Source organism: Methylobacterium sp. 1973 (assembly GCF_040545035.1).
GTDB lineage: Bacteria > Pseudomonadota > Alphaproteobacteria > Rhizobiales > Beijerinckiaceae > Methylobacterium > Methylobacterium fujisawaense.
Genome location: NZ_JBEPLA010000007.1, coordinates 157,999 through 175,949 on the forward strand (window position 1 = coordinate 157,999; position 17,951 = coordinate 175,949).

Here is a 17,951-nt window from a genome sequence, read left to right on the forward strand (position 1 = left end):
TCTTCGAACCGGAGGGGGCTCAAATCAATCAGGCCGCGGCCGGAACCCGGCCCTCGCGCTGGATCACCTCCGAGGCGAGGCGCAGGTAGGCTTGGCTGCCGGCGCATTTCAGGTCGTACAGCAGCGCCGGCTTGCCGTGCGAGGGCGCCTCGGAGATCCGGACGTTGCGCGGGATCACGGTCTCGTAGACCTTGTCGCCCATGAACCCGCGCACATCCGCCACCACCTGGGCGGAGAGGTTGTTGCGCGGGTCGAACATCGTCAGCACGATGCCCTGGATCGTCAGCTTCGGGTTCAGGGCGCCGCGGACCTGCTCGACGGTGCGCAGCAGCTGGCTGAGGCCTTCCAGGGCGAAGAACTCGCATTGCAGCGGCACCAGCACCGCGTCGGCCGCCGCCAGGGCATTGATGGTCAGCAGGTTGAGCGAGGGCGGGCAGTCGATCAGCACGTAGCTGATCCGGCTGAGGCTCGGCGCCTGGGTCAGGCTCTTCAGGACGCTGCGCAGCCGGTGCGCCCGGTCGGGCAGGGTGGCCAGTTCCAGCTCCAAGCCGAGGAGGTCCATGGTCGAGGGCGCCAGGGACAGCCGCGGCACGGCCGTGGGGACCACGGCCTGCGCCAGGGAGGCCTCGCCGGCCATCACCTCGTAGGTCGAGACCCTACGCTTGGCGCGGTCGATCCCGAGACCCGTGGAGGCGTTGCCCTGCGGATCGAGATCGATCACCAGCACATCCTCGCCGATCGCCGCCAGGGCGGTGCCGAGGTTGATCGCCGTCGTGGTCTTGCCGACGCCGCCCTTCTGGTTGGCGAGCGCCAGAACGCGCAGAGGGCGTCGCATGGATGAATCCATGGACCGGTCGGCGGAATCGCCGAGGATCGCTTCGCTCATCGGTGGCTCGGGGCGGCGAGGGCAGTGACGCGCACGATCCGGGCATCGGAATCGGTCCGGCTCGGCACGAGGTCGTTAACGACTGTCCACTGCGCGCCGGCCTGGGTCAATTCGGCTTGTACGTCCCGGCCCTTCGGAAACAGTCCGGTGGTGCCCGTTTTCAACAGAGGCTCGGTCCAGGCGAGGAGCTGCGTCATCGGCGCGAGGGCGCGGGCGCAGACCATGTCGGTGCCGACATAGTCCCCGATCACCGCCTCGATCCGGGCGTTGCGCACCCGGGCCGGGGCTCCGGTGAGCCGTGCGGTCTCGGTGAGGAAGGCGCATTTGCGCGCGTTGCTCTCCACGAGGTCCACCCGGATGCCGCGCTCCTGGCCGGCGATGGCCAGGATCAGGCCGGGTATGCCCGCGCCGGAGCCGAGATCGAGCCACGTGCGCGCCTCCGGTGCCAGGTCGAGCAGCTGGAGCGCGTCGTCGATATGGCGGCTCCAGACCTCCGTCAGCGTCGCCGGGCCGACGAGGTTCTTGATGGGCTGCCAGCGCCGCAGCTGGGCCACGTAGAGGTCGAGCCGCTCGGCTGTTTCACGTGAAACACCGGCAGCCGCGAGGACGCGGGCGCGATCCGGATCGCTCATGCCGAAAGCGGGTCCACGGGGGCCGCGACCGGGACCGATCGGGCGCCGCGCCGCGCATGCGCGGCCAGCAGGGTCAGGGCCGCCGGCGTCACGCCCTCGATCCGTGCCGCCTGTCCGAGGGTCCCGGGGCGCACGGTCTCGAGCTTCACCCGCATTTCGTTGGAGAGCCCGCTGATCGTCGCGTAATCCAGGGCCGGCGGCAGGCGCACCGCCTCGTCCCGGCGGAAGGCCGCGATGTCGGCGTTCTGACGATCGAGATAGACCGCGTAGGTGGCGTCGGTCTTCATCCGGTCGGCGATCCGCGGGGCGACATCCGCGAGGTCCGGCCACACCGCTGCCAGATCGGACCACGCGATCTCCGGATAGGCCAGCAGCTGGAAGCCCGTGCGGCGGATGCCGTCGCGGTTCAGGCTGATCCCATGGGACGCGGCCTGGCTCGGCGTCAGGCTCACGGCTTCGAGGCGGGCGCGGGCTTCGTCCAGGGCCGCCTGTCCGGCCGCGTAATGGGCTGCCCGGTCTCCGCCGACGCAGCCCAGCGCGATCCCCCGCGGCGTCAGCCGGGCGTCGGCATTGTCGACCCGCAGGGACAGCCGATACTCCGAGCGCGAGGTGAACATCCGGTAGGGCTCGCTGACCCCCTGGGTCACGAGGTCGTCGATCATCACGCCGAGATACGACTCGGCCCGGTCGAAGCCCACGATGCCGCGGCCGCCCGCGTGCCGAGCGGCGTTGAGACCGGCCACCAGCCCCTGGCCGGCCGCCTCCTCGTAGCCCGTGGTGCCGTTGATCTGGCCGGCCAGGAACAGGCCCGGCAGGCGCTTCACCTGCAGGCCGACATCGAGTTCCCGGGGATCGACGTAATCGTACTCGATGGCGTAGCCCGGCCGGCGGATCGCGGCCCGCTCCAGCCCGGGGATCAGGCGGACGAGATCGTGCTGGACCTCCTCCGGCAGCGCCGTGGAAATGCCGTTCGGGTAGATCGTCGGATCGTCGAGGCCTTCGGGCTCCAGGAAGATCTGGTGCCCTTCCCGGTCGCCGAAGCGCACGACCTTGTCCTCGATCGACGGACAGTAGCGCGGGCCCCGGCTGGCGATCCCGCCGGAATACATCGGCGAGCGGTGCAGGTTGGCGCGGATCAGGTCATGGACGGCCTGGCTCGTCCGGGTGATGCCGCAGCGGATCTGTGGCGTCGTGATCCGCTCGGTGAGCGTCGAGAACGGCACCGGCTCGGCGTCGGCCTCCTGCATCTCCAGGCCCGACCAATCGATGGTCCGTCCGTCGAGGCGCGGGGGCGTGCCGGTCTTCAGGCGTCCGAGGCGAAGGCCGAGGCGGTCGAGGGTCTGCGCCAGCCCGATCGCCGGCGCCTCGCCGACCCGGCCCGCCGGGATCTGCCGCTCGCCGATATGGATCAGCCCGCGCAGGAAGGTGCCGGTGGTCAGCACCACCGCGCCGCAGGCGAGGGTGCGCCCATCCGCCAGACCGAGGCCGCAGAGGTGGCCATCCGCGTCGAAGGTCAGATCCTCGCAGGCGCCCGCGATCACCGTGAGCCCCGCGGTCTCGGCGACGGCGGCCTGCATGGCGGCGGCGTAGAGCTTGCGGTCGGCCTGGGTCCGGGGGCCGCGCACCGCCGGTCCCTTGCGGCGGTTGAGCAGGCGGAACTGGATGCCCGCCGCGTCGGCGACGCGACCCATCAGCCCGTCCAGGGCGTCGACCTCGCGGACGAGATGGCCCTTGCCGAGACCGCCGATGGCCGGGTTGCACGACATCGCCCCGATCGTCGCCGGATCGTGGGTGACCAGCGCCGTGCGCGCGCCGCAGCGCGCCGCCGCGGCCGCGGCCTCGACGCCGGCATGGCCGCCGCCGACGACCGCGACGTCGAACCGGGCGGAGGAGGTGGTGAGCATGGGGTGACGAGCAGCCTTTCGCAGACATCCCGCCGCGGATGCGGGTGACGCACACCCGCTGTCCTCCGGACTGGAGCCCGGGGGCGGCGGTTCTTCCGGGAGGTCTAAGCGGGGGCGGGCGCGGCGGTCAACGCGTCCCCGTCGTCCTTTGCCAGACGCGGCCTCCGTCCTGGTCGGCGGTCGAAGCCGCAAATGGATACGATATTCGGTGCGATCGAAGCGCCAAGATCTATCGTCACCTCAAGCATTGCTCGTGAAGGATGCGTGAGGACTTGGCTATCGTCGCTTGCCAGTCACCCCGGACCGTGCAAGTCTTGCGCCGTGACTTCATCCTGAACGGACAGCGCCGTCCGGCAGGCTCACGAGAGGGGCTGTTTCGCCGCGTCGCGGGGCGACGCGGGATGAGGAGATTCGACATGTCGTCCCTGACGATCGGTCTGGGGGCCGCCTGCTGCGCGGCCGGCGCCGCCGCCCATTTCCTCGACCGCACCCAGCGCAAGGAAGGGCTGTTCGGCCTCGCGGGCTTCGCCCTGCTGCTGACGGGGATGTTCCTGAGCCGCTCCTGAGCGGGGTTCCTCGGAGGCCGGCCATCATCGTCCCGATACCTGCTCGGTCAGGACGCCTGCTTGGCCAGGATGACGGCTTGGCCAGGAAGACGGCTTGGCCAAGACGATGGAGCGCCGCGACATCTGCTGCCGCAGCCCGACACCCCGGATCCGGCGTTCCGGGACCCGACTCGGCGTCAGCCCGTCATGGCCGTCGCGGTGTAGCCGGCCTTGGTCAGGGCCTCGGCGAGGGTGAGCGCCTGCGCGCCGGTGCGGATCGCCACCCGCCCGGCGTCCCGGTCGACCTGCACGTCGGCCGCGGGATCGATCCGCTTCACCGTGCGGGTCACCGCGGCGGCGCAGCCGTCGCAGGTCATCCCCTCCACCCGCATCAGCAGGTCGGTGCGCGTCTCGTCCATCCGGGCCTCCATCAGCCGTATCGCCTTCCGTCGTATCGCCGGGATGTCGGGCCCGGGTGCGACCGGTGCAAGCCGTGCGTGCGGCTCAGAACAGCGCAGGCATCCGGAAGGCGTAATCGATCCGCAGGCCGAACTGGTACTGATTGGGATTGCCGAAGGGTCGACGCACGAGCGGGCTGTTGCCGGAGGCGCCCAGGATGCGGGTGTAGCCGGCATAGGCCGTGTAGGCCCAGGTCTCGCTCTGCGTGTAGGTCACGCCGCCGAGCACGCCCGCCGAGTAGAAGCTGCGCGGGTCGTAGGGGGTGACGCGCCCGTTCAGCGCCGCCTCGATCGGGGAGACGCCGAAATACTTCCGGGCGTAGCTGGCATCGCCGATGTTCAGGCGCGGCCCGATGGAGAACAGGAATTTCTCCGCGGGGATCAGGTAGTCGGCCGCCACCGAGCCGACCGTGCCGTGGTGACCGTAGAGGCCCTGGCGCACCTCGACGCGGGTCCGGATGAACGAGACCGGGTAGAACTCCGCGAACACGCCCGGCTCCACCGCGAAGCGGGCGTCGCGGAAGCCGTAAAGGTGCCGCCGGTCGTCGCCGTAATAGCGCCCCGGCACGAAGCGCGCGGTCGGGCCGATCCGGAACGACTCGGTGTCGAACAGCGACAGGCTGAACCCGTCATCCGGCGTCGAGAAGCGGCGCGGCTCGCCCACCCGGCGGATATCGATCGAGGGATAGCCGACGGCCGTGTAGTCGCTGGCGCCGGGATAGCGCGGCACGGCCTGGATCGAGCCGCTCAGCGTGACGATCCACGTATTGGGATCGATCATCGCGAAGGTCGGCGTGGTGCGCGGAAGATCTGCGCCGAGATCCGCGGCCTGCGGCGCGGTCGCGCCGAAGGCCGCGAGGAGCGCGCCGGCGCCGAGAACGGCGCGAAATCGGGAAGTACGCGGGGGGACGAACGTCATGGCCACGCTTTATGACCCTTTTTCATCCCCTCCGCATTCGCAAGCCGCGCAACCCTCCCCGGAGCGCCTCGCAATCGGATCCGCCGTGATGATTCCGCAACGTTCCAGCGGGCGCCGGCGTCACACCGCCCGGAATTAACAGGTGATGGCGCATCATCCTCCTCCCGGAGCCTTGCCGGGCCCGGTGCGCCCGGCCAATGATCCAGTGATTCGGTTCGCGCCCGGTGGGGTTCGCTCGGGATGTCCCCCGGCGACCGGCGCGCGTTCCCGGCAGGTGGTTAGACGATGGTCCCGGTCCTCGGCCGGTATGCGGGGCTGTTGACGGTCGGCCTTCTTGGGCTCGTCGTGTTCGGGCCACTCGCGGTGTTCCTGCCGCTCTGGAGTGCCATGACGCTCGGCGCCGCCGCCGCCCTGGCCGGCGGTCTCGCCCTGACCCGTATCGCCACCCTGAAGGCGCGCTGCGAGAAGCTGTCCGGCGAGGTCGATCTGCTGTCCCGGCGCCTGCTCAAGGTCGAGACGGCGGGGGCCGGCGCCGCGGCTCAGCCGCGCCCCGAAGCCGCCGAGGCGGCGTTGCGGGCGCAGATCGAGGAATTGACGGTCGAATTCGGGTTGCTCAGCGGCATCGTGCGCGACCTCACCACCGTGCTGAGCGCGCAGGATGCCGAGATCGCGGCCCTCAAGGCCCGGCCGGCGGAGGCGCTCCGGCCGCAGCCCGAGGCGGCGCCCGGCGCGGCCCTTCCGGACGCCGCCCCGGCCCCGGCCCTGCCGCGTCCGCAGATGTCGGCCGCCCCCCCGCGCGAGGACGGGGCGCTCCGGCCGCAGGCGGTTCCGCCGGACCCGCAACCGGCCCCGAACCCGGCCCCATCCGTCCCGGCACGGCCGATCCCCCCGCGGCCGATCCCGCCCCGGCCCGCGGCTCCCCCCGTCGACGAGGCCGGTCTCATCGGCGCCTTCGAAGGGGACGGTCTGGAGATCCATCTGCAGCCGGTTGTCACCCTGCCTCAACGCAAGGTCGTGGCCTACGAGGCGCTGGCCCGGCTCCGGATCGGCGGCCCCGGCGTTCCGCCGGCCGAGCCCGAGGTCTTCCTGCCCGTGCTGGAGCGCTTCGGACGGACCACCGAACTCGACCGCCGCATGCTGCAGCGGGCCACCATCGTGGCACGTCACCTCGCCCGGCGCGGTAGCGAGACGCTGCTGACCTACAGCCTGTCGCCGCTGTCGCTGTTCGAGCCCGGGCTCCTGCGCGAGCTCGCCCGCACCGCCACCGACGATCCGGCCCTGGCAGGTCTGACTATCGCCCTGCCGCAGGCGAGCTGGCGCCGTCTCGATGCAGGCCAGCGGGGCCTGCTCGCGCCGCTCCGGGGTCGGATCGGCTTCAGCCTCGACCGTCCGGACGACCTGCGCTTCGATGCGGCCGAATTCGCGGACCGCGGCATCGGTCAGGTCAAGGTCCCGGCCGAGATGCTGCTGCGCCCGCGCTCCGACCGGGGCAGCCTGTCCGACATCGCCGTGGAGGACATCGCACCGGCCCTGACCCGGGCCGGCATCCGCCTGATCGCCACCGGCGTCGCCGACGAGGCCGACGTCCCGGACCTGATCGACCTCGACGTGCCGTTCGCCCAGGGCACGGCCTTCGCGGCCCCGCGGCCGGTCCGGTCGGAGGTTCTGGCCGCCCCGCCCGTCGAGCAGCCCGTACCGCCCCCGGAACCGACGCCCGAACGGCGTCCGTTCCGATCGGTCCTGCGCCGGGCGGTGTGACGGGCGTCAGCTGAGGCCGCTGGCTTTCCCGGCACGCGCCGTCACCAGTAGATCTGCAGGCGTGCGATCACCGTGTCGACCGAGAACGGGGCCGTGCCCAGGGTCGCGGATTGGGCCTCCCCCGGCTGCACGCGCCCGTGAATGACGTTCCCGATCAGCCGCAGATTCGGCTCCGGATACCAGCTCAGGCCGAGGGTCACGTCCTGCTCCATGCCCCCGCGAAAGCCGCGGGCGTTCAGGTCGATGGCACTGTAGCGCGCGGCCAGTTCGAACACGCCGATCCCGCCGCGGGACACACGCTGCGCCTCCGGAACCGCCACGCCCCTGAAGGTCGCGTAGGTGGTGCCGCTCTGCGGCGTCAGCGCGTAGGCACGGCCTTCGCCGTTGAGCACGAGCGCCGCCTCGACATAGCCGCCCTGGAAGTCGAGCGCGGAGCCGGATTGTCCGGGGCCGCGGAACGGCTGCAGCGCCGCGTAGATGTATTCCGCCTGGATCAGGACCGGACCGCGGCGATAGGCGAATTCGGCCCCGAGCCGGGACACGCTGGCGGCATCGGGGAGATCGCCGGTGTCCACCAGGGGGCGCTCGAACAGGAAGGCTCCCGCGGGGCTCGAGAAGCCGAAGGCTCCGTCGGACCGCGACCGGTTGCGGACGATCCCGGCGAGGCCGAGATGCAGGGTCTCGTCGGCGGTCATGATCGGCGCGACGGTGGCGCGGGCCGCCACCGCGACACCATCGCCGTCGATGCCGTTGCTGGCGGCGTTGCCGAACAGGCCGGCCACCGCGGTCCAGGCCTGCCCGTGATGCCCGGCCGCGACGCCGAAGCGACGCTCCGGCACGAGGGCATTGGCCACCGAGCGCTCGACGAACAGGGTGTCGTTGTTGCTCTGCAGCCATTCCAGGCTGAAGGGCTCCTTCATGTTGCCGAGCGTCAGGATCGTGTCCGGCAGTCCCTTCCAGGCCACCAGCGCGTCGTTGATCGGCAGCATCGGGTCGGCGAAATCGTACTGGAAGGCGATCACCCAGTCGCGGCCGATGGTGAGCGTCGGCTCGATCCAGGCCCGGCGCACGGCGACGGTGTCGGGGAAGGCCTCGGGCAGGTCCGGCCGGCTGAAACCCGCCGCACCGCCGTCGATATGCAGCCGGCCGCCGATCTGGAGCTTCACATCGGGCGCGGGGAAGGTGAGGGTCAGCCCCTTGGCATCGACGCGAAGACGCTCGCCGTACGGGCCGGCCATCCCCTCGAACGCGTCCTCCCCGGCGCCCGCGGGCACCGCCAGGGCGAGGGACATGGCCAGGACGGCCGGAGCGGTGCGCGGTCCATTCACGGTCCCAGCAGAGAACAGGTCGGCCGGCCGGAGCCAATGAGCCGATGGCGCAAAATCCGAAAAGTCCGAGGGCCGTGGCCAGACGGCCACGACGGCGCGCGCCCGGTCGAGGGGGCGGTCGAGGGGCCGGTCGAGGGGCCGGGGGCAACACCCGGCGGGACGGCTGTGGGGTGCATTCCCCCGATCCCCGCGCCGCCGGCCCGCGGCCGGCCAGCCTACACGGCGCGGTTGTCGATCAGCCGGGTCCGGCCCAGAAAGGCGGCGGCGAGCACGCGGGCCGGGCCGTCGACCCGTTCCACCGGCGCCAGGGTCCGGGCGTCGCAGACCGCGAGATACTGGACCCGGAACCCCGCCGCCTCCAGCGCCGCCCGCCCGGCGGCGATCCGCCCGGCCACGGGGGTGCCGTTGCGGGAGGCCGCCGCGATCTCGCCCAGGACCGCCTGGAGCTTCGGGGCGACGGCACGCTCCTCGGGAGAGAGGTAGCGGTTGCGCGACGACAGCGCGAGGCCGTCGGGCTCCCGCACGGTCGGCACGCCGTGGATCTCCACCGCGAGGTCGAGATCCGCCACGGCCTGCTGAATCACCCGAAGCTGCTGGAAATCCTTCTCGCCGAACAGGGCGACGTCCGGGCGGACTTGGTTGAGGAGCTTGGTCACCACCGTGGCGACGCCGGCGAAATGGCCGGGCCGGAACGGGCCGCACAGGCCCTCGGTCAGGCCTGCGACCTCGATCCGGGTGGCGAAGCCCGGCGGGTACATGGTCTCCACCCCGGGCGTCCAGGCGGCATCCGCGCCGGCCTGCGCGAGCAGGGCCAGGTCGGTCTCCAGGTCGCGGGGATAGCGGGAGAAATCCTCGTTCGGGCCGAACTGGGTCGGATTGACGAAGATGCTCGCCACCGTCCGGCGGCCGATCCGCCGCGCCTCGGCCACGAGGGCGAGATGCCCTTCGTGCAGGGCCCCCATGGTCGGGATCAGGACGACGCGCTCACCCGCCGCGCGCCACGCGGCGACGCATCGGCGCAGGGCTGCGAGATCACGGAAGGGCTGAAGGGTCGGCTCGGGCACGGGACGGGCTCCGGGGGAGGGCAGGGCCGGTCTAGAGCATGATGCGGAGCGGTGGAATCCGGCACTCCGATCCGCCTGCGTGAACACGGGCCTGGATCTGCCGCGGCGACGCGGTCTCCGGAATGGCGCGTGTTTCGGCGTCAGGGGCAGTAGGGCAGGAGGGAGCGGCCGAAGGGATCGTCCACGCCGGGCGGCGGCGTGAAGCCGTAATAGCTTGGATGCCCCAGGCCGTACTCGGAGCCGACATAGCTCGGATCGTCCGGCGCGTTGGTGGGCACCGGCACCCGGCGGGGCGTGCAGCCCACCGGCACGGGACGGGACCGGACGGCGTAGACCGGGCGGCGATCGAGCCCGTCGTTGCGCGGGAAGAAGCGCGGGCTGGCCCCCACACCCGTCTCGGCGGTTCCACGGATGTCGAGATCCGCCCCGCGGGCCGATCCCGCGAGCAGCAGGACGAATCCGAGCGCCGTCATCGCCCTTCGTCCCGTCTTCCGCATGCCGTACCCGTCTCCGCCGGAAGGCGTCACCGTGGGGCGGCAGGGTAAACGGATGATTACCGCGCGCTCACGTGAGCGGCACGACGAGGGCCTTCAGGGCGCCGACGAGATCGCCTTCGGTCAGGCGGATCTGCAAGCCCCGACCGCCCCCGTTCACGTGGATCTCGGCCGCCGGGTCGGTCAGCGATCCGGCATCGATCGCCGTCGGGACAGTCCGCTTCTGCCCCAGGGGACTGATGCCGCCGACATGGTAGCCGGTCAGCCGCTCGGCATCGGCGGGCTTGAGCATGGCCGCCGCCTTGCCCGAGAAGGCGGCGGCGACCCGCTTCATCGACACCTCCTTGTCGGAGGCCACGAGCAGGCAGATCGTCCGTCCGTCCACGGCCGCCATCAGGGTCTTCAGGATCCGTCCGGGCGCGACCCCGAGCGCCTCCGCAGCCTGCAGGCCGATGCGCGGGGCGTCCGGATCGTACGCATAGACGTGGAGGCTGTGGCGGATCCCGGCCTTGTCCAGGACGAGCGTCGCGCGGGTGGTCTTGGCGGGGGTCTTCATGGGTCGTCCGGTCAGGCTGCCTGTGCTCGCGCGGCGATGAGCCGGCCGATTTCCGCGTAGGCCGCCGCGTAGGTCTCCGGGGACGCCGTCGAGCCGGTGACGTAGACCGCCACGACAACCGGTGCACGCCCCGGCGGCCGCAGGATCGCGATGTCGTTGACCGAGCCGTTGTCGCCGCTGCCTGTCTTGTCGCCCACGATCCAGTCGGGCGGCAGCCCAGCCCGCAGACGCTTGCGCCCGGTCTCGCAGGCGATCATCCAGGCTTCCAGCCGGCCGCGCGACGCCGGCGACAGGACGGTGCCCAGGAGGATCCGGCCCAGGCTCGCCCGCATGGCGTCCGGCGTGGTCGTGTCGCGCGGGTCACCGGGGAGCGCCGTGTTGAGGGTGGGCTCCGTCCGGTCGAGGCGGGTGACGGGGTCACCGGTGCCGCGCAGCCATGCGGTCAGCGCCTCGGGGCCGCCGAGGCTCGCCAGGAGCAGATTGGCGGCGCTGTTGTCGCTCCACACGATCGCGGCCGCGCAGAGATCCGAGACGGTCATCTGCCCTGTCCCGGCACCGGCCTCCAGGGCCTTCCGGGTCACCGGCGCGTAGCTCAGGAGGTCGCCGGGACCGTAGGCGACGATCCGGTCGAGGGTCTCGCGGCCGGTATCGACCCGCGCCAGCACCGCCGCCACCGCCAGCACCTTGAAGGTGCTGCACATCGGAAAGCGCGCGTCCGCGCGATAGGCGGCGAGGACGCGGTCCGCCGTGGCGGCCGCGATGCCGAGGCGACCGTCGAGCCGCCGCTCGAGGGCGCCCCAGTCCGGCTCCGCTTCGGCGGCCCGCAGGGGCAGGGTGAAGGGCGCGGCGAGCAGGCCGAGGCTGACGGTGCGGCGGGTCGTGACGAGCATGGCGCATCCGGGTTCGAGGGCGCGACACCGCAACCCGGCGCGGCACCGCGACGCCGGAATGGTATAGGGCACCCGCACCTGTTTCACGTGAAACTCTGCCCCTCCGCACGACCCTGCCGGATCATGACCCAAGCCGAGACCCTCTTCGCACCGGCCAGCGGCTTCGGCCGCGCGGCCGTCGCGGTGATCCGCATCAGCGGCCCGGCCGCGCGCGACGTGCTCGTCGCCCTTTGCGGGAGCCTGCCGCCACCCCGCCGGCTGTCCCTGCGAAGCCTGCGCGATCCGGCCGACGGCACCGAACTCGATCGGGCTCTGGTGGCCTGGTTTCCGGGGCCGGACACGTATAGCGGCGAGGACATGGCCGAGCTGCACCTCCATGGCGGTGCGGCGGTGCGGATGGGCGTTCTCGCCACGCTTGCCCGGTTTCCCGGGTGCCGCGCGGCCGAGCCGGGCGCCTTCACCCGTCGGGCGGTTCTCAACGGCCGGATGGATCTCGCCGCGGCCGAAGCCGTCGCCGATCTGATCGATGCCGAGACCGAGGGCCAGCGCCGGCAGGCCCTCCGTCAGCTCGACGGCGCCCTCAGCCGGCAAGTGGCCGCGTGGCGGGCGGAAGCGGTCGATTGCCTCGCCGCCGCGGAGGCGGCGCTGGATTTCGCCGACGAGGGCGACGTGGACGATGCCGGGCTCGACGCCGCCTTGTTCGGCCGCGCCGCGCGGCTTCGCGACGCGATCGCCGGGACCCTGCGCGACGGGCAGAGGGGCGAGCGCCTCCGCGAGGGCTTCACGGTGGTGCTGGCCGGGGCACCCAACAGCGGCAAGTCGACCCTGCTCAATGCTCTCAGCCGACGGGACGTGGCGATCGTCTCGGACCGTCCGGGAACGACCCGCGACGCCATCGAGGTGCGGCTCGACCTCGGCGGCCTGCCCGTCCTGCTGGTCGACACGGCCGGGCTCCGGGAGACCGCGGAGCCGATCGAGGCGGAGGGGATCATGCGGACGCGGGCGCGGATCGACAGCGCCGATCTGGTGATCGCCGTGGTGCCCCCCGACGGGGCGGTTCCGGAGCTCGGACCGACCCGCACGCCGATCCTGACGGTCCGCACGAAGGCCGATCTATTTGCCGGCTCAGAAACGGAACGGGCGTCGGACGGTCCGGCGGTTTCGGCCCGCACGGGCGCCGGCATGGCGCGGTTGCTGGATGCCATCCAGGCTGCGGCCGAATGCGGTCTCGGCACCGGCGATGCGCTGATCACCCGGGCCCGGCACAGGGCGGCGCTCGAAGCCTGCGTGGGCCATCTCGACCGCCTGCTCGAAGGCACGGGCGGATTGCCGGAGCTCGCCGCGGAGGATCTGCGTCTCGCCGTCCGGGCGCTGGGCGAGGTCGCGGGTCATGTCGGCGTCGAGGATGTGCTCGATCGGTTGTTCAGCGGCTTCTGCATCGGAAAGTAGTTCTATAGCCGGCAACTCAAAGCGGCATTCGGCGCGGCTTTCCCGGTTTCGTCGCCGGTCGTGCCGCGCCGGGACCGGGATGATCGGCGGATGCGGCGCGCCTACTGGGGGATCCGCAGGATCCGGGGCCGCCAGATCCCGAGCGCGACATTCGCGGTCGCGACCGCCAGCAGCACCCAGAGGGTCCCGCGTTCGCCGGGGAGCGACACGGCCAGCACGGCGGGATCGACGAGGCCGGCCAGCGCCCGGGCGCTCTGCTCCGCCTCCTGCTTCATCGGTCCCTGCACGTAGACCAGGCCGCCCTCGAACATCAGGACCCCGGTGGCGAGCTTGAGCCATGCCCAGCCGGCGTTCAGAAAGGCGCGGTTCAGGGCCATCGCCAGCAGGCCGGACATCAGCGTCACCGCCAGGGCGGGCAGGAAGATCCAGGTGGCCACGGCCCCCATCGCGCCCCGCATCGCCGCGTATCCCGCCAGGGCGGATGGCGCGGGCGCGAGGCTCAGCATGACCACCAGGGACGCCATCGCCCCCAGCAGCCCGGCGGATCCCATCGTGTGGAGGAACTTCAGCAGGCGTCGCACGGCATCTCACCCGGGGCCGTTTCGGCGCAGCCTAGCGTGGGGCCTCCCGGGGGGATAGCGGCGCGCCGGTCGCACCGCACCGGGACGGGGTCCGTCCGCGCCCGTCAGCTCCGCAGGCCCGGCGCCTCCTGGCCGGTGCGGGCCACGTATTCGGTGTAGCCGCCGCCATACTGGTGGATGCCCTCCGGGGTCACCTCCAGCACCCGGTTCGAGAGTGCGGCCAGGAAGTGCCGGTCGTGGGAGACGAACAGCATCGTCCCCTCGTAGTTGGCCAGCGCCTCGATCAGCATCTCCTTGGTGCCCATGTCGAGGTGGTTGGTCGGCTCGTCGAGCACCAGGAAGTTCGGCGGATCGTAGAGCATCAGCGCCATGACCAGCCGGGCCTTCTCGCCTCCCGAGAGCACCCGGCAGCGCTTCTCGACATCGTCCCCCGAGAAGCCGAAGCAGCCGGCCAGCGCCCGCAGCGAGCCCTGTCCGGCCTGCGGGAAGGCCTCCTCCAGGGTCTGGAACACGGTGCGGTCGCCGTCGAGCAGGTCCATGGCGTGCTGGGCGAAGTAGCCGAGCTTGACGCTGCCGCCCACCGTGACCGAGCCGTCATCCGGTGCGGTGGTGCCGGTCACGAGCTTCAGGAGCGTCGACTTGCCGGCGCCGTTGATGCCCATCACGCACCAGCGCTCCCGGCGCCGCACCGAGAAGTCGAGGCCCTCGTAGATCGTGCGGCTGCCGTAGCGCTTGTGCACGCCTTTGAGCATCACGACGTCGTCGCCCGAGCGGGGCGCCGGCTGGAATTCGAAGGCCACGGATTGCCGCCGCCGGGGCGGCTCGACCCGCTCGATCTTGTCGAGCTTCTTCACCCGGCTCTGCACCTGGGCGGCGTGGGAGGCCCGGGCCTTGAACCGCTCGATGAAGGCGATCTCCTTGGCCAGCATGGCCTGCTGGCGCTCGAACTGCGCCTGCTGCTGCGCCTCGTTCAGCTTCCGCTGGCCTTCGTAGAAGGCGAAGTCGCCCGAGAAGGTGGTGAGCGCGCCGCCGTCGATCTCGATGACCTTGGTGACGATGCGGTTCATGAACTCGCGGTCGTGCGAGGTCATCAGCAGGGCGCCGTCATAGGCCTTCAGGAAGGATTCGAGCCAGATCAGGCTCTCGAGGTCGAGGTGGTTGGACGGCTCGTCGAGGAGCATCACGTCCGGGCGCATCAGCAGGATGCGGGCCAGCGCCACGCGCATCTTCCAGCCGCCCGAGAGGGCGCCGACATCCCCGTCCATCATCTCCTGGCTGAAGCTGAGGCCGTCGAGCACCTCCCGTGCGCGGCCCTCCAGGGCGTAGCCGTCGAGCTCCTCGAACCGGGCCTGGACCTCGCCGTAGCGCTCGATCAGGGCGTCCATCTCGTCCGCCCGCTCCGGGTCGGCGAGGGCCGCGCCGAGCTCGGCGAGCTCGGCCGCCACCGCGCTCACGGGGCCGGCGCCGTCCATCACCTCGGTGACGACGCTGCGGCCGGACATCTCGCCGACATCCTGGCTGAAATAGCCGATCGTGATGCCCCGGTCGGCGGCGACCTGCCCCTCGTCGGGCTGCTCCTGGCCGATGATCATCCGGAACAGGGTGGTCTTGCCGGCCCCGTTCGGGCCGACCAGCCCGACCTTCTCGCCCCGCTGCAGGGCGGCCGAGGCCTCGATGAAGACGAGCTGCCGCCCGTTCTGCTTGGTGATCTTGTCCAGGCGAATCATGAAGTGCGGGCGCGGTGTCCGGGAATGGGGCTCCGGGGCGCTTACGGCATCGATCGAGACGGCGCAAAGACGGGCGCGGCCGCTGGGCCCTGCATGGCGCGCAACCGTGACCGTCATCCGATCGCCGGACGCCTTTTCTGCCCGATTCTGCGAGCTAAGTCGTTTCCCTGCCGCTCCAGCCGCCGCTCCGGCGTATGGTGCCGGGCTTGGCCGTGGCGGACGCCTTTGAGGACGATGATGTTTTGCGGTTGGTGGACGACGAGCCTCGACATGGCCATGCTCGGCCTGGAGGCTCAGGGCGTGATCGCCCAGCGGATGGCGATGTTCGCCCTCGGGGGGCCGGCCGCGCAGGTCGAGGCGCAGCTCATGGTGACCGAGAAGATGCTGGCCGCCGGCGAGGCGGCTCTGATGCTCGCCGCGGGGGCCTCGAACGGCAAGGTGATCCGCAGCTACCGGCGGAAGGTCCAGGCCAATGCCCGGCGCCTGAGCCGGGGGTGAGGCGGAGTGCGCGTCTCCCTCCCCCGCGAAGAGGGGAGGGAGGGCGTATGTCAGGTCCGGACGAGGCTCTCCGCCCCGCCGCACACCTCAGTTGTTCGCCGTCCTGAACGTGTCGCAGGCCTTGGTCTGCCCACTCTTGTAGCCGGCCTTGAACCAGCGCTGGCGCTGGGCCGAGGAGCCGTGGGTGAAGGAATCCGGCACCACGTAGCCCTTCGAGCGCTGCTGCAGGGCGTCGTCGCCGATCTGGGCGGCGGCGTTCAGGGCCTCGTCGATGTCGCCCTGCTCCAGCTCGGCGTACTTGTCGTTGGAGTTCTTGGCCCAGACGCCGGCGAGGCAGTCGGCCATCAGCTCGATCCGCACCGAGAGGGCGTTCGCCTCGGTCTTGCTGGACGCCTGCTGCTGGCGCGCCTGGACCTTGCCGAGGATGCCGAGCACGTCCTGGACGTGGTGGCCGACCTCGTGGGCGATGACGTAGGCGTAGGCGAAATCGCCCTTCACGCCGAACTTCGAGGCCATCTCCTTGAAGAAGCCCGTGTCGAGATAGACCTTCTTGTCGAGGGGGCAGTAGAACGGGCCCATCGCCGCCTGGGCCGAGCCGCAGCCCGAGCGGGTGCCGCCGGTATACAGCACCAGGGTCGTCGGCGTGTACTGCTTGCCGGTCTGCTGCGGCAGGATCTGGCTCCAGACGTCCTCGGTGTTGCCGAGGATCTTCGAGGCGAACCGGCCGCTCTCGTCCGTCGGCGCCTGCCGCCGCTTGGCCTGGGTCTGCGGATCGACCTGCTGCTCCTGCTGGCCGCGCCCGCCGCCGATCCGCTCGGCGCCGCCGATCAGGATCGCCGGGTTGATGCCGGTGAAATAGCTGATGATCAGCAGCACCACGATGGTGCCGATGCCGAGCCCGCCGGCGCCGCCGCCGGGAAAGCCCATGCCGCCGCCGCCACCGCCCTCGCCCCGGCGATCCTCGACGTTGTCGGAGCTGCGTAGATCTTCCCAGCGCATGGTTGGGTCCCGCCATCAATGCTGCGCCGGCCGCCTCGGGCAGCCCACGGTTTGCTATGCGTCGCTATGTCCGGCCGACGGTGGACCAGCGGCGGGAACGAAGCTCTAATGGCGGGAGGGGAGACCCGGTTCCGCCCACGTGGTCAAGCTTTCCCGTCGAGAAGGGCGCGCAGGGATCGGAAATCCCGCCATGCGAGACGCTTCTGCACCGGCTGGCGCAGCAGGAAGGCCGGGTGGAGGGTGGCGAGCAGCTTCACCTCGCGGTTGGGCAGCTTGTAGGGGAACAGTCGGCCGCGGGTCCGCAGGATGCCATCCTTCGTGCCGGTCAGCGTCTGGGTCGCGGGCGCGCCGAGGCAGACGATGAGGTCCGGATCGACCAGCTCGATCTGGCGCTCCACGAAGGGCCGGCACACCGCAACCTCCTGGGGCGTCGGGTTGCGGTTGCCCGGCGGGCGCCAGGGCACGATGTTGGCGACGTAGGCGCTGGTCCGGTCGAGCCCGATCGCCTTCATCATCTTGTCGAGGAGCTGGCCCGAGCGGCCCATGAACGGCTTGCCGATCCGGTCCTCGTCGGCGCCGGGCGCCTCGCCGAGAAACATCACCCGCGCCTTGGGATTGCCGTCGGCGAAGACGAGGTTCTTGGCGGTGAAGCGCAGCGGGCAGGCGTCGAAATCGGCGAGGATCCGCTCCAGTTCGTCCAGGGTCTTCGCCTGCCGCGCCCGGGCGCGGGCGTCGCTCGCGGCTTCGTCGGGCTGGGCGCTGGCGGCGCGGCCGAAGGTCCGCGACGGCGCGGCGGGCGGCGGCGAACCGGGGGGCGGCACGAGGCTGCCGGCGGTCGGGCCGGCGGTCTGGCCGACGGGCGGGTCGGGGGCCCGGCGCGGTGCCCGCAGGGTCGGCGCCGGCGCATCCGCCTCGCTGAACCGGTCGTGCGGCCGCTCGTCCAGAACCGCGTCGGCACCGGCCTCCACGTGGAAGTCGAGATAGGCGATCAGATCGGCTTGCGCGTCGTTGGGGCTCGGCATGGAGAGGAGCATGTGGGAACGCCGCGGCCTGTGGACAACTCTCGAAACCCGCCGGCCGGGCAAGGTCTTGCGTGACGGAACAGCGCGATCCCGCGGGCCCCGCCCCACCCGCCGTCTGACCGGCATGCCGGGTTGCGGACGGGGTGGGATCGTCCGGCACCCGTCACATGTACCGCCCCGTGCGGCAAAGGGAACTTTGCCTTAAGCCGGATCTTCGGCAACTTGCCTTTCTAGCTTGGAA

General features: G+C 71.5%; 18 protein-coding genes. 4 read left to right on the forward strand and 14 right to left on the reverse strand.

Annotation, left to right across the window (positions count from 1 at the left end):
• Positions 1-28: 28 nt before the first annotated feature.
• The 3 genes from ABIC70_RS15585 to mnmG are packed head-to-tail and all read right to left on the reverse strand — an operon-like array spanning position 29 to position 3,422.
• On the reverse strand, positions 29-886 hold the full coding sequence (locus tag ABIC70_RS15585) for a ParA family protein (protein WP_043354859.1): 858 nt from the start codon (positions 884-886) through the stop codon (positions 29-31).
• Complete coding sequence (rsmG, locus tag ABIC70_RS15590; RefSeq protein ID WP_354440042.1) at positions 883-1,518, reverse strand: 16S rRNA (guanine(527)-N(7))-methyltransferase RsmG; 636 nt, start codon at positions 1,516-1,518, stop codon at positions 883-885. The genes ABIC70_RS15585 and rsmG overlap by 4 nt, the downstream gene beginning before the upstream one ends.
• The gene (mnmG, locus tag ABIC70_RS15595) at positions 1,515-3,422 is read right to left on the reverse strand and encodes a tRNA uridine-5-carboxymethylaminomethyl(34) synthesis enzyme MnmG (RefSeq protein ID WP_053609614.1); all 1,908 of its coding nucleotides are present in this window, start codon (positions 3,420-3,422) and stop codon (positions 1,515-1,517) included. The genes rsmG and mnmG overlap by 4 nt, the downstream gene beginning before the upstream one ends.
• 416 nt (positions 3,423-3,838) lie before the next feature.
• Here mnmG and ABIC70_RS15600 point away from each other — a divergent pair, with 416 nt between their 5' ends.
• Positions 3,839-3,988, forward strand: a complete 150-nt coding sequence (locus tag ABIC70_RS15600; RefSeq protein WP_164706362.1) for a hypothetical protein — start codon at positions 3,839-3,841, stop codon at positions 3,986-3,988.
• Positions 3,989-4,164: 176 nt separating this feature from the next.
• Here ABIC70_RS15600 and ABIC70_RS15605 read toward each other — a convergent pair whose 3' ends face one another.
• Both ABIC70_RS15605 and ABIC70_RS15610 read right to left on the reverse strand, forming a co-directional pair.
• Positions 4,165-4,386, reverse strand: a complete 222-nt coding sequence (locus ABIC70_RS15605) for a heavy-metal-associated domain-containing protein (RefSeq protein ID WP_043353346.1) — start codon at positions 4,384-4,386, stop codon at positions 4,165-4,167.
• Between the two features lie 85 nt (positions 4,387-4,471).
• Complete coding sequence (locus tag ABIC70_RS15610; protein ID WP_051976115.1) at positions 4,472-5,344, reverse strand: MipA/OmpV family protein; 873 nt, start codon at positions 5,342-5,344, stop codon at positions 4,472-4,474.
• A gap of 285 nt (positions 5,345-5,629) precedes the next feature.
• On the opposite strand from ABIC70_RS15610, the gene ABIC70_RS15615 reads away from it, so the two are divergent.
• Positions 5,630-7,102, forward strand: a complete 1,473-nt coding sequence (locus ABIC70_RS15615; protein WP_278306104.1) for an EAL domain-containing protein — start codon at positions 5,630-5,632, stop codon at positions 7,100-7,102.
• A 41-nt stretch (positions 7,103-7,143) separates the two neighbouring features.
• On the opposite strand, the gene ABIC70_RS15620 is transcribed toward ABIC70_RS15615, so the two are convergent.
• The 5 genes from ABIC70_RS15620 to bla form a co-directional block, all read right to left on the reverse strand.
• Positions 7,144-8,394, reverse strand: coding sequence for an OprO/OprP family phosphate-selective porin (locus ABIC70_RS15620; RefSeq protein WP_287089120.1), 1,251 nt, complete (start codon positions 8,392-8,394; stop codon positions 7,144-7,146).
• 251 nt (positions 8,395-8,645) lie between these two features.
• Positions 8,646-9,494, reverse strand: a complete 849-nt coding sequence (gene panC, locus ABIC70_RS15625; protein WP_043759463.1) for a pantoate--beta-alanine ligase — start codon at positions 9,492-9,494, stop codon at positions 8,646-8,648.
• A 140-nt stretch (positions 9,495-9,634) separates the two neighbouring features.
• A complete protein-coding gene (locus tag ABIC70_RS15630) occupies positions 9,635-9,991 on the reverse strand; it encodes a hypothetical protein (RefSeq protein ID WP_043356906.1) in 357 nt (118 codons plus the stop codon).
• 67 nt (positions 9,992-10,058) lie between these two features.
• Positions 10,059-10,544 carry a YbaK/EbsC family protein gene (locus tag ABIC70_RS15635; RefSeq protein ID WP_354440043.1) on the reverse strand — a complete coding sequence of 162 codons (486 nt, stop codon included), beginning with the start codon at positions 10,542-10,544 and terminating at the stop codon, positions 10,059-10,061.
• 11 nt (positions 10,545-10,555) lie between these two features.
• The gene (bla, locus tag ABIC70_RS15640; RefSeq protein WP_354440044.1) at positions 10,556-11,434 is read right to left on the reverse strand and encodes a class A beta-lactamase; all 879 of its coding nucleotides are present in this window, start codon (positions 11,432-11,434) and stop codon (positions 10,556-10,558) included.
• 123 nt (positions 11,435-11,557) lie between these two features.
• Here bla and mnmE point away from each other — a divergent pair, with 123 nt between their 5' ends.
• Entirely contained in the window at positions 11,558-12,883 is a 1,326-nt protein-coding gene (mnmE, locus tag ABIC70_RS15645) for a tRNA uridine-5-carboxymethylaminomethyl(34) synthesis GTPase MnmE (protein WP_354440045.1), read from the forward strand.
• A gap of 101 nt (positions 12,884-12,984) precedes the next feature.
• On the opposite strand, the gene ABIC70_RS15650 is transcribed toward mnmE, so the two are convergent.
• Both ABIC70_RS15650 and ABIC70_RS15655 read right to left on the reverse strand, forming a co-directional pair.
• A complete protein-coding gene (locus tag ABIC70_RS15650; protein WP_043356918.1) occupies positions 12,985-13,464 on the reverse strand; it encodes a hypothetical protein in 480 nt (159 codons plus the stop codon).
• Positions 13,465-13,568: 104 nt separating this feature from the next.
• Positions 13,569-15,191 (reverse strand): ABC-F family ATP-binding cassette domain-containing protein, encoded by a 1,623-nt coding sequence (locus ABIC70_RS15655; protein ID WP_053609608.1) that lies wholly within the window; start codon positions 15,189-15,191, stop codon positions 13,569-13,571.
• A 237-nt stretch (positions 15,192-15,428) separates the two neighbouring features.
• Between ABIC70_RS15655 and ABIC70_RS15660 the strand changes: the two genes are divergently transcribed.
• Positions 15,429-15,689, forward strand: a complete 261-nt coding sequence (locus tag ABIC70_RS15660) for a hypothetical protein (RefSeq protein WP_043384142.1) — start codon at positions 15,429-15,431, stop codon at positions 15,687-15,689.
• Between the two features lie 87 nt (positions 15,690-15,776).
• Here the strand turns inward: ABIC70_RS15660 and ypfJ are convergent, their stop codons facing one another.
• Both ypfJ and ABIC70_RS15670 read right to left on the reverse strand, forming a co-directional pair.
• Positions 15,777-16,688, reverse strand: coding sequence for a KPN_02809 family neutral zinc metallopeptidase (gene ypfJ / locus ABIC70_RS15665; protein ID WP_043384038.1), 912 nt, complete (start codon positions 16,686-16,688; stop codon positions 15,777-15,779).
• A gap of 143 nt (positions 16,689-16,831) precedes the next feature.
• A complete protein-coding gene (locus ABIC70_RS15670) occupies positions 16,832-17,722 on the reverse strand; it encodes a uracil-DNA glycosylase (RefSeq protein WP_354440046.1) in 891 nt (296 codons plus the stop codon).
• Between the last annotated feature and the right edge of the window lie 229 nt (positions 17,723-17,951).